We start from the raw sequence: 9,126 nt of genomic DNA on the forward strand, positions 1-9,126 counted from the left end.
CCCCCATCCACGAGTATTTGTGCCACGACGGCTTCGGGTTCACCAGCAGCGGCGCGTTGCGTTTCAGCATCCATTTCAGCCCTTTTAGTATCGTTCCCGCGCTGTTCCAGACTTCCGCGTTACACGCGGAGAGCTGGCCGCCATTGGCGAACGACGTCTCCATGGCGGGATAAAGATGGCGGTCGACGACAGTCACCTCGTATCCGAGTTTCGATAGCGTGTAGGCGGTGGTGACGCCGGTAATGCCGGCGCCTATGACTATGATTTGAGACATGGCAGGGTCCTCTGTCAGGCAAAGCGATGGCCGAATCCTCGGCTTCCTACCCCATCTGTCCCGGTACCTGAGAGCTTTGGCAGCGGCCGGTGACCGGTGCCGTCCCCTTCGGTGGGCATTCCTTGCAATGCCACTCTCCAGATTCTTGAATCGACGCCACAGTCCTTTTGCCTGAKAGTTTCCGGGGTGGTTGCTCCGTCGGCGCCGGGGATGGCACGTACCATCCCCGGTCTCTCCTGCGTCGTCTTGCAGCCGCTTAGTGGMCGCTTAGCGGCCGATTTGCGGCCGGGCTGCCCGGGATCACAGCCGATGCGTCAAGCTGCGCCCCTTGCTTGCTTAGTCCGGTAACGCACCGCCCGAAGGCGTACGGCTGGCCAGGATGGCAATCAGCGACACCACCGCAGCCCCGACCAGGTACCAGGCTGGTGCAAGCTTATTGCCCGTGGCGCTGATCAGCCAGGTCGCGACCAGGGGGGCGGTGCCGCCGAACAAGGCGTTCGCGCTGTTAAAGCACAGTGCAAAGCCGCTATATCGCACGCGGGTCGGAAAACTCTCCGACAGGAAGCACGGCAGCGTGCCGTCGTTGATGGTGAGGAAGGCGCCCAGTGCCACCTGAATCAGCAAGATGCCGACGATGCTGGCGCTCGACAGCGAATGGAACAGCGGCACCGTGAAGAGCGCGAACAGGATGCAGGCGGAAACCAGCATCGTCTTCCGCCCGAACCGGTCGGAAAGCAGGCCCATCACGAAAATCATCACGACATAGCTGGCCAGCGATACGGTAGAGACCAGGAAGGACACCGAGTCGCTCATGCCGAGTTCCTTTGACAGGTACACAGGCATATAGCTGAGCAACAAGTAAAAGCCGACGGCGTTCAGGCAGGTCACGCCGAAGCCGACCAGCATGGTACGGCGATGCGAGGTGAGCAACTCGCGCAGCGGCGCCTGCGGTGCGTGATTGGCGTGCTCCATCGCGACGAACTTCGGCGTATCTTCTAGTTGAAGCCGGATGTAACGGCCAACCAGCCCAAAAGGGGCGGCMAGCAGGAACGGCACGCGCCAGCCCCATTCGAGCAACTGTCCGGAGGTCAGCACCGTATGCAGCCCGGCGACGAACAGCGACGCGAACAGCAGGCCGGCGGCTTCCGCGGCAGGGATGACACTGGTGTAGAGCCCGCGCTTGCGGTTCGGTGCATATTCGGCAAGAAAGGCMGAGGCGCCGGCGTATTCGCCTGAAGCCGAGAAGCCCTGGACCAGCCGGATGACAAGCAGCAGTACCGGCGCCCACAAGCCCACCTGCCCGTAAGTCGGCAGGAAGGCGATCAGGAAGGTCGAGCAGGACATGATCATGATCGACAGCGACAGCGTATTGCGCCGGCCGAACTTGTCGCCGAAATGCCCCCAGATCACCCCTCCGATCGGACGCACGACGAAGGACAGCGCGAATACGGCATAGGTAGCCATCAGGCTGGTGGTCGGGTCGCTCTTGGGAAAGAACACTACCGCAATGACGGTTGCAAGAAAGCCGTAGGCGGCGTAGTCGAACCACTCGATAAAGGTGCCGATAAAGCCTGCCGCGGTAGCGCGGCGCAGTACCTGCCTGGTGTCGGCATCCACGGCGCTGCTGCGGGCCTGGCTCGCCGGGTATCCCGGGCGATTGCCACCTGGTAGCACCTCCGCGCCGCGCAAGGATTTCGTGTTACTCATACTCTGTCTCCGGATTATTTTGTCCTGGTCGCGCTACGTCTATCCAGGCATGGGCTTTTGCCGCATGCAACCGGCGACCAGTCTTGTGGTGTGTCTTGTTGTGTGTCTTGTGGATCTGCTCTGTGGGTAATAAGGGGTGTTGAACTCCTTATGCAGGGTAAGAAGGCGCAGCGATACAGCGGATCGCCGATCCATCGACAAGAAAACGAAATCCCGATGCCACGGCTATGTCGCGCCCGCCGACGAGGCATGCCAGCGAACTGGCGCTACCTGTCCTGCGGCAATGGCACCAGGGCGCTGTTGCGGTAGGTGTAGATGGTGATCGGCGAATCCCGCAGGTCGCGGTTGGGGTCGAAGCGGTATCGGCCGGCCACGCCCTCCATATCGATACCCGCCAGCGCTGCCCGGTACTGCGCCGACTMGACCGAGTTGGCTGTCTTCATCGCCTGGGCTACCAACCTGAGGCCGTCATAGATAGACGCGCTGTAAGTGAGCGKATCGGTGTTGTAGCGCTTCCTGTAGTCGCTCTTGAACTGGCGCCCCGGGCCGGTGTTCTCGAGCACGGGACCGCCCTGCGGGCAGTACACATGCTCGTCCACGGCATCGCCCCCCAGCCTGGCCAGTTCGATATTGCACATCGCATCGCMACCGAGCAGATAGGCGTCGGCCATGGCGAGCCGCTTCATCTGGCTGCGCAGGGGTCCGGCCTGCGAGTAGTAGCCACCATAGAAGATGCCGTCCACCTTCATGCCGCGTATTCGGGTCAGAATCGGGACGAAGTCTACGGCCTTGTCCGAGGTGTATTCGCGGGCGACGATCTCGATGCCTTGCGCCCTGGCTGCCTTGACGAACTCGTCCGCCACACCCTGGCCGTAGGCGGTMCGGTCGTCGATGACCGCGAAACGCCTGGCGCGCAGTTTGACCGAAGCAAACTCGCCCATGCGCTTGCCAAGCTGGCTGTCATTGGCCGAGATCCGGAAGACATAGGTGTACCCGGACTGGGTGACTGCCGGGTTCGAAGCCACCGTTGCCATCACTACCCCGGCCTGGTCCAGCAGGCGGGAGATCGGGATGGCGACGCCCGAGTTKAACGGCCCGAACACCACCTTCACGTCCCCGTCCACCAGGCGCTGGGCAACCGACATGCCGGTGCGCGGATCTGCGGCGTCGTCCTCGGAGACCAGGCTAAAACGCACGGCTTTGCCGTTGACGACAAGGCCTTGCGCATTCAGTTGATCGATGGCCATGCGCAGGCCGTTTTCATTGTCCTTGCCAATGGCGGCCTGCGGKCCGGACAGTGGCCCCGTCAGGCCGACCTTGACGACCTGCTGCTCCGCAGCCATGACGAAGGACGGCAACGGGCACGCCAGCACGCCGGCGGCCAGGCCTGCCCAGAAACGAGATTGACGAAACATTGCGGCTCCCCTTTTTTGCCAGGTCGCGCGACGCCGCTGAATGGCGCGCTGCATGGCCATGTAAAGACGACGGCATGCCTGATGACGACGCGGCCCCTTTTGCGTTCAGCGCTCAGCGCGCAGCGGCGCGCTTGAGCTTGCGCTGGTGCATCACCCGGCCGATCGTGTTGAGCAAAAGCTGCGCGGCAAGGATGGCGGTGGATCCCGTATGGTCATAGTCGGGAGCGACTTCTACCAGGTCGATCCCCACCACGTCGCCCTGCTCGGCCAGGCCAGCGAACAATTCCAGACCCTCGTAGTAAGTCAGCCCGCCATGGCTCGGGGTACCTGTGCCAGGCGCGATGGAGACGTCGAACCCGTCGATGTCGATGGTCAGGTAATAGCGTACGCCCTTCGGGATGCGGTCCAGCACCCCCTGGATGCCGAGCTTGCGAAGCTGGCGCACCGAGATGATGTCCGAGCCCATCTCGCGTGCTTGGGCATACCCCTCGCGTGCAGTAGAGGACACGTTGCGGATGCCGATCTGKGTCATGCCGCTGACGACGCTCTTCTCCGCGGCGCGGCGCAAGGGGTTGCCGTGACCGTGACGCACGCCATGCCGCTCGTCGACAAAGTCCAGGTGGGCGTCGATATGGACCACGTGGAACGGCTCCTGGCCTTCGAAGGCCGCGATGCAGGGGATATTGATCGAATGATCCCCGCCTAGCACCACGGGCAGCGCGCCGGCCTTCAGGATCTTGCGCACCCCGTATTCGATGTTGGCATGGCACTTTTCGGTATTGGTATGCACCATATCGGCGTCGCCAATGTMGACCATCCTGACCTCGCTGGCCGGCATGTACACGACATCGTCCTCGAAGTCATAGGCGCCACTGTGGCCGAAGGAGAACAGCGTGGACGCCTCGCGGATCGAGCGCGGCCCGAAACGCGCGCCGGCTCGCCATTGGGTGCCACAGTCGAACGGCGCGCCGATGACCGCCACGTCGGCGTCGATGGCATCCCAGTCAAGGCAGAGCGGCGATTTGCCGAACGTGCAGATACCGACGAATGGGAGGTCGAGCCGGCCCTTCTCATATTGATTTTCAGACATCGCGTTCACTAATCCTTTCTTCGTTGATGCGGTGGGGACGAGTTCATTCTGGACAACGGCATGGTCCGGTACAATCAGAATGTTTAGAACTTCAGTTCGTTAAAATCCGAACTAAAGACGGGAACGTGAAACTCCGCGATGTGGACCTCAAGCTACTGAGAATCTTCGAAACTATCGTGGGATGCGGTGGCTTTGCCGCGGCGCAATCGCTGCTGGGCATTGGCGCGTCCAGCATCAGCGAGCACATGACGCAACTCGAGACCCGACTGGGTGTGCGCTTGTGCGAGCGCGGGCGCAGCGGGTTTCGCCTGACCGAGGAGGGCCAGCAAATGCACGCTGCGGCCCAGCGACTGCTCGCGGCAGTGGACACCTTCCAGATGGAAGCCGGGACCATCCGCCGTGAGCTTCACGGCGTACTTCGCCTGGGGCTGATCGAGGCCACGCTTACCGACCGTGGGGCGCCTCAACTGGCCGCCATCCGCAGCTTTGGCCAAGCCGCGCCGAAGGTGCAGCTACATATCGAGATCGACTCGCCCAACCGCCTCGAACAGCGGGTGCTGGATGGCAGCCTCCACCTCGCGGTCGGACCGTTTCCGGACCCGGTAGCGGGCCTGGACTACCGCATGCTCTATCGCGAGGAGCAAGGACTTTACTGCGCATCGCCGCATCCGCTCTTCTCCCATGCCGGTCAGAAGGGCCAGGCGGAGCAGGTTGCCAGTGCGAACCTGGCGACGCGCGGCTACCTCGGGCGCCAGGAGCTTGACCTGCTCGGGATGCAGGAGGCTGCAGCGATGGTGGATAACGTCGAAGGGCGCGCCATGCTGATCCTGTCCGGGAACTACATTGGCTTCCTGCCGCCGCACTATGCCGATGCGTGGGTGGCGCCCGGCCTGTTGCGCCGTATTGCGCCAGAGCGCTACACCACGCATCTCGATTTCAAGATCATCACGCGGCGGGGMGCGCGCGAAACGCGGACCGTGCTGGCGCTGATCGATCACCTTGGAGAGGCCGCAAAGAAGGGGAGGTAACGGGTAACGTCCGGGGGCCTCGGCGGCTGACGCATCACACCTKATTCGGCGCGTTCTTGCTTAAAGCATCCTGGCGCCCCCCGCGTTTGTGCACGTTTTGCGCCGCTCCACACCAGAAGAGGGTATGCATGCACTCCGCGTGTGAACATATCTCGATTTCTGGGGCGCAATTGATAACATCTAATAGGTGAATCTTCCATGCGCCCGGAAAGGGTGCCTAGCCCATGCGCTGTGCAATCTGCGGGTTCGAGAATGCGGCAGGCGCAAAGTTCTGCGAGGAATGCGGCGCCAGGCTTGTGCGCGTCTGCCCGGCCTGCGGCCAGGGGGCGGCTGCGAGCGCCAAGTTCTGTAGCGAATGCGGCGCATCGCTAAGTGGACCTCCTGGCGGCACGCTCCCTGTCTCGACCTGTGCGCCCAACACGCCAATCGACTACACGCCTCCCTATCTGGCCGAGCGCATCCGGGCGGCGCAAGCAGAGATGGAAGCTCGCGGTCCGTCAGACGGCGAGCGCAAGACAATCACCGCGCTGTTCGCCGACATGGCCGGCTCGACCGCACTGATCCATGACCTCGATCCCGAAGATGCGCGACGCCTGATCGACCCGGTGCTGGCGCTGATGATGGAGGCCGTGCATCACTACGAGGGCTATGTGGCCAAGTCGATGGGCGACGGCATCCTGGCGCTGTTCGGCGCGCCGATCGCGAACGAAGACCATCCGCAGCGGGCCTTGCTGGCGGCGCTGCGCATGCAGGAGGCCATGCGCCGTTACGCCGACGGAGTGCGCCTGGCCCAGKGGATCGCGCTGCAGATCCGCGTCGGCATCAACTCCGGCGAAGTGGTGGTGCGCGCGATCCGCACCCAGGACTTGCACACTGACTACGACCCAGTGGGCAAATCGATCCACATTGCTTCGCGCATGGAGAGCATCGCGGTGCCCGGTTCGATCGTCGCGAGCGCACACACCCACAACCTGACCGAAGGCTATTTCGCGTTCAAGGCGCTCGGCGCGACGCCGATCAAGGGGCTGCCCGAGCCGCTCGCRGTCTTCGAAGTGCTCGGCCCCGGCCCGCTGCGCACCCGGCTGCAGGTGTCGGCCAGCCGCGGGCTGGCGCGCTTTGTCGGCCGTGCCCGCGAGCTTKAACAACTATATGAGGCGCGCGCAAGGGCGCGGGCCGGACATGGTCAGATCGTCGGCGTGGTCGGCGAGCCAKGGGTCGGCAAGTCGCGGCTCTGCCATGAGTTCAAGCTGCTCGCGCCGCGCGATTGCCTGGTGCTGGAAACCTTCTCGGTGTCGCACGGCAAGGCCTATCCGTATCTGCCACTGATCGAACTGCTGCGCAACTACTGCCAGATCACGGCGCAGGACGATGAGCGCCGGCGGCGCGAGAAGCTCACCGGCAAGCTCCTGACGCTGGACCGCGCGCTCGAAGACAGCCTGCCTTATCTGTTCCACCTGCTGGGGGCCGCCGAGCCTGACTCGGCGCTGGCGCCGATGGACGCCCAGATCCGCCAGCAGCGCACTTTCGAGGCGATCAAGCGGCTGCTGGTGCGGGAAAGCCTGGCCCAGCCGCTGGAGCTGATCGTCGAGGATCTGCAATGGCTCGACCGGGAAACCGAGGCCTTCCTCGGCTTTCTCGGCGAGAGCGTGGCCAGCGCCCGCATCCTGCTGCTGGTCAACTTCCGGCCCGAGTACCGGCACGACTGGAGCCGCAAGAGCTACTACACCCAGCTACGCCTGGGTCCCCTGGGCGAAGCCGAAGCCCGGGAACTGCTGCGAGCCCTGCTGGGCGATGCCGCCGGAATTGCTCCGCTCGAGCACCTGATCCTGGCGCAGACCGAAGGCAATCCATTCTTCATCGAGGAAGTGGTGCAGGACCTGGTCGAGGGGCAGGTGCTGCGAGGCGAGCGCGGGCATTACCGTCTCGAGCAGATCCCGGGCAAGCTGCACATCCCGGCCACCGTGCAGGGGGTGCTCGCCGCCCGCATCGACCGCCTGCAACCAGCCGAGAAAGCACTGCTGCAGACCCTGGCGGTGATCGGCAAGGTATTTCCATGGAGCCTGCTCGCGCGCGTCGTCGAGCAGCCCGAGGACACAACGAGGAGCCTGCTGGCGCGGCTGCAAGCCGGGGAATTCATCTACGAGCAGCCGGCGTTTCCGGAGGTGGAGTACAGCTTCAAGCATGCGCTGACCCAGGAGGTGACCTACGGCTCCCTGCTAAGCGAGCGGCGTCGTGCGCTGCATGAGTGCACGGCCCAGGCGATCGAGGCCCTGTTTAGCGCCCAGCTCGAGGAGCACTGCAGCGAGCTGGCATATCATTTCAGCCGCAGCGGCAACACGCCAAAAGCCGTGGAGTACCTGCACCGTGCCGGACGCCAGGCAGTGCAACGCTCCGCCGACGCAGAAGCCGTCACCCACCTCACCATGGCGCTGACCCTGCTCGCGACGCTGCCTGATAGCAAGGAACGCGCACAGCAGGAACTTGCACTCCAGATCACCCTCGGTCCGGCCTGGATGGCCACCAGGGGCTTCGCCGCCCCGGAAGTGGGGGCAGCGTACGCGCGCGCCCTGGAGCTGTGTCGGCAGCTCGGCGAAACCCTCCATCTATTCCCTGCAATACTGGGGCTGCGCACGTTCTACACAGTTCGGGCTGAACTCCAGACCGCGCGCGAATTGGCAGAGCAATTGGTGACGCTTGCCGAAACGTCGCAGKATCCTGCGTTATTGGTCCAGGCGCGTCGGGCGCTGGGAACCGCCTTGTTCTATCTTGGCGAACTGGTGCCCGCCCGTGCGCATCTGGAGCAAGCCATGGCGCTCTATGACCCCTCACAACACCATTCGCATGCCTTCATCTATGGATTGGAGCCCGGTGTGCAGGGGCTGAACCACATTGCCATGGACCTCTGGCTGCTTGGCTACCCGGATCAAGCCCAAGCGCGCAGCCAGGAGGCGCTCGCCCTGGCCCAGACGCCTTCCCATCCCTCGGACTCGGCCGACGCGCTATTTTTTGCCGCCGAAGTCCGCCTGCTCCGCGGGGAAGTGCAGCCGTCAATKGAGCTCGCGCAGGCGCTCGTCGACCTCGCCACCGACTTCGGCCTGCCGTTCGGATTGGCGTGTGGAACCATTCTTCTTGGCTGGGCGTTGGCCGGGCAGGGACGCGCGACAGAGGGCATTGAATTGATACAGCAGGGCTTGAGCGCGTACCGCGCCACGGGGGCCGAAGTGTTGCGGACTCACTTCCTTATGCTGCTGGCCGAAGCCTTCGCAAAAACGGGGCAAACTGAAGCAGGGCTTGCGACGCTTGCCGAGGCACTGGGCCAGGCCGACCGCACCGGCGAGCGCGTGTACGAAGCCGAATTACATCGGCTCCATGGCGAGCTAATGCTGATGGAGCCGTGCCCCGAACGCGCGGGGCACATCAGCCAAGGCGAAGCCGAAGCCAGCTTCCTGCGAGCGATCGCGCTCGCTCGCCGCCAAGGCGCCCGATCCCTGGAACTGCGCGCGGTGATGTCTTTGAGCCGGCTTTGGCAGCAGCAAGGCAAAAAGGATGACGCCAGCCGGCTGCTGGCCKATCGATACAGCGCATTCGACGAAGGCTTGGATACACACGACC

Annotated in this window: 6 protein-coding genes and 1 riboswitch; of the genes, 2 read left to right on the forward strand and 4 right to left on the reverse strand. The window is 63.8% G+C overall.

The window, feature by feature from the left end; translation table 11 throughout:
• The 4 genes from AC1DKV_RS39485 to speB all read right to left on the reverse strand — a co-directional run.
• Positions 1 to 274, reverse strand: a 274-nt coding sequence (locus AC1DKV_RS39485) for an FAD-dependent oxidoreductase (protein ID WP_477139630.1), incomplete at its 3' end; no start/stop codon positions are given.
• Positions 275 to 423: 149 nt separating this feature from the next.
• Positions 424 to 523, reverse strand: a riboswitch (glycine riboswitch).
• An 87-nt stretch (positions 524 to 610) separates the two neighbouring features.
• Positions 611 to 1,981, reverse strand: coding sequence for an MFS transporter (locus AC1DKV_RS39490; protein ID WP_441622385.1), 1,371 nt, complete (start codon positions 1,979 to 1,981; stop codon positions 611 to 613).
• Between the two features lie 266 nt (positions 1,982 to 2,247).
• Positions 2,248 to 3,396: a branched-chain amino acid ABC transporter substrate-binding protein gene (locus tag AC1DKV_RS39495; protein WP_477139631.1), complete on the reverse strand. Its 1,149-nt coding sequence runs from the start codon at positions 3,394 to 3,396 to the stop codon at positions 2,248 to 2,250.
• Positions 3,397 to 3,508: 112 nt separating this feature from the next.
• Positions 3,509 to 4,486, reverse strand: a complete 978-nt coding sequence (gene speB / locus AC1DKV_RS39500) for an agmatinase (RefSeq protein ID WP_477139632.1) — start codon at positions 4,484 to 4,486, stop codon at positions 3,509 to 3,511.
• Positions 4,487 to 4,626: 140 nt separating this feature from the next.
• Between speB and AC1DKV_RS39505 the strand changes: the two genes are divergently transcribed.
• Both AC1DKV_RS39505 and AC1DKV_RS39510 read left to right on the forward strand, forming a co-directional pair.
• Complete coding sequence (locus AC1DKV_RS39505) at positions 4,627 to 5,514, forward strand: LysR family transcriptional regulator (protein WP_477139634.1); 888 nt, start codon at positions 4,627 to 4,629, stop codon at positions 5,512 to 5,514.
• Between the two features lie 224 nt (positions 5,515 to 5,738).
• Positions 5,739 to 9,126: adenylate/guanylate cyclase domain-containing protein (locus tag AC1DKV_RS39510; RefSeq protein WP_477139633.1), on the forward strand; the 3,388-nt coding region annotated here is incomplete at its 3' end.

The organism is Cupriavidus sp. 05T41 (assembly GCF_056396525.1).